The sequence below is a fragment of the Bradyrhizobium sp. UFLA05-125 genome (assembly GCF_059803515.1).
Map to the genome: position 1 here is coordinate 1 of NZ_JBANBJ010000178.1, position 980 is coordinate 980.

A 980-nucleotide genomic window follows, 5' to 3' on the forward strand; every position below is an offset into this window, starting at 1 on the left:
ACGCTGGCACAGATCTGGGCCGAGCTTCTGGGTGTTGAGCGGGTCGGACGCCACGACCACTTCTTTGCGCTCGGCGGCCACTCGCTCTTGGCGGTGCAACTGATCGAGCGGCTGCGGCGGCGGTCGCTGGGGGTTGAGGTGCGGACCTTGTTTGCAAAGCCCGTGCTGGCCGATCTGGCCGCGAGCCTCGGCAGTCATCAGGAGGTGGCGGTCCCGGCCAATCGGATCAGCGAACAGAGTCCGGCGATCACGCCAGAGATGCTGCCGCTGATCGAGCTGACGCAGGACGCGATCGACCGGATCATCGCCACGGTGCCCGGCGGGGTCGGCAACATCCAGGATGTTTATGGTTTGTCGCCGCTGCAGGACGGCATCCTGTTCCATCATCTGTTGGCGACAAAGGGCGATCCGTACCTGCTGATCTCGCAGATGGCGTTTGCCGACCGTGGCGTGTTGGACCGCTATCTTGCTGCGGTCCAGCGAGTGGTGGACCGGCACGACATTCTGCGCACCTCGTTTGTCTGGGAAGGGCTGTCGCGCCCGGCCCAGGTGGTGTGGCGCCGTGCGCCGCTGGAGGTGAGCGAGGTCGAGCTGGATGGGTCTGCTGGTCCTGGCGCCGCGCAGCTTAAGGATCGGTTTGATCCGCGCCAGCACCGCATCGATCTTGGCCGAGCGCCCTTGTTGCGGTTTGTGATCGCGCGCGAGCCCGGCAGCGCGCGCTGGCTGCTGCTGGAGCTGCAGCATCATCTGATCGGGGACCACACGACACTGGAGGTGATGCGTGCCGAGGTCAGGGCCGTGCTGGAGGGGCGGGCGCATGAGCTGACCGAGCCACAGCCGTTCCGCAATCTGGTGGCGCAGGCGCATCTCGGCGCTGATGCCAAGGCGGATGAAGCGTTCTTCCGGGGGTGGCTGGCAGACATCGACGAGCCGAGCACGCCGTTCGGCTTGCGCGAGGTGCGCGGCGACGGCAGCGGGGT

At 66.7% G+C, this 980-nt stretch carries 1 protein-coding gene; it reads left to right on the forward strand.

The window, feature by feature from the left end; translation table 11 throughout:
• Positions 1-980, forward strand: a 980-nt coding sequence (locus SO156_RS45830) for a condensation domain-containing protein (RefSeq protein ID WP_498539463.1), incomplete at both ends; no start/stop codon positions are given.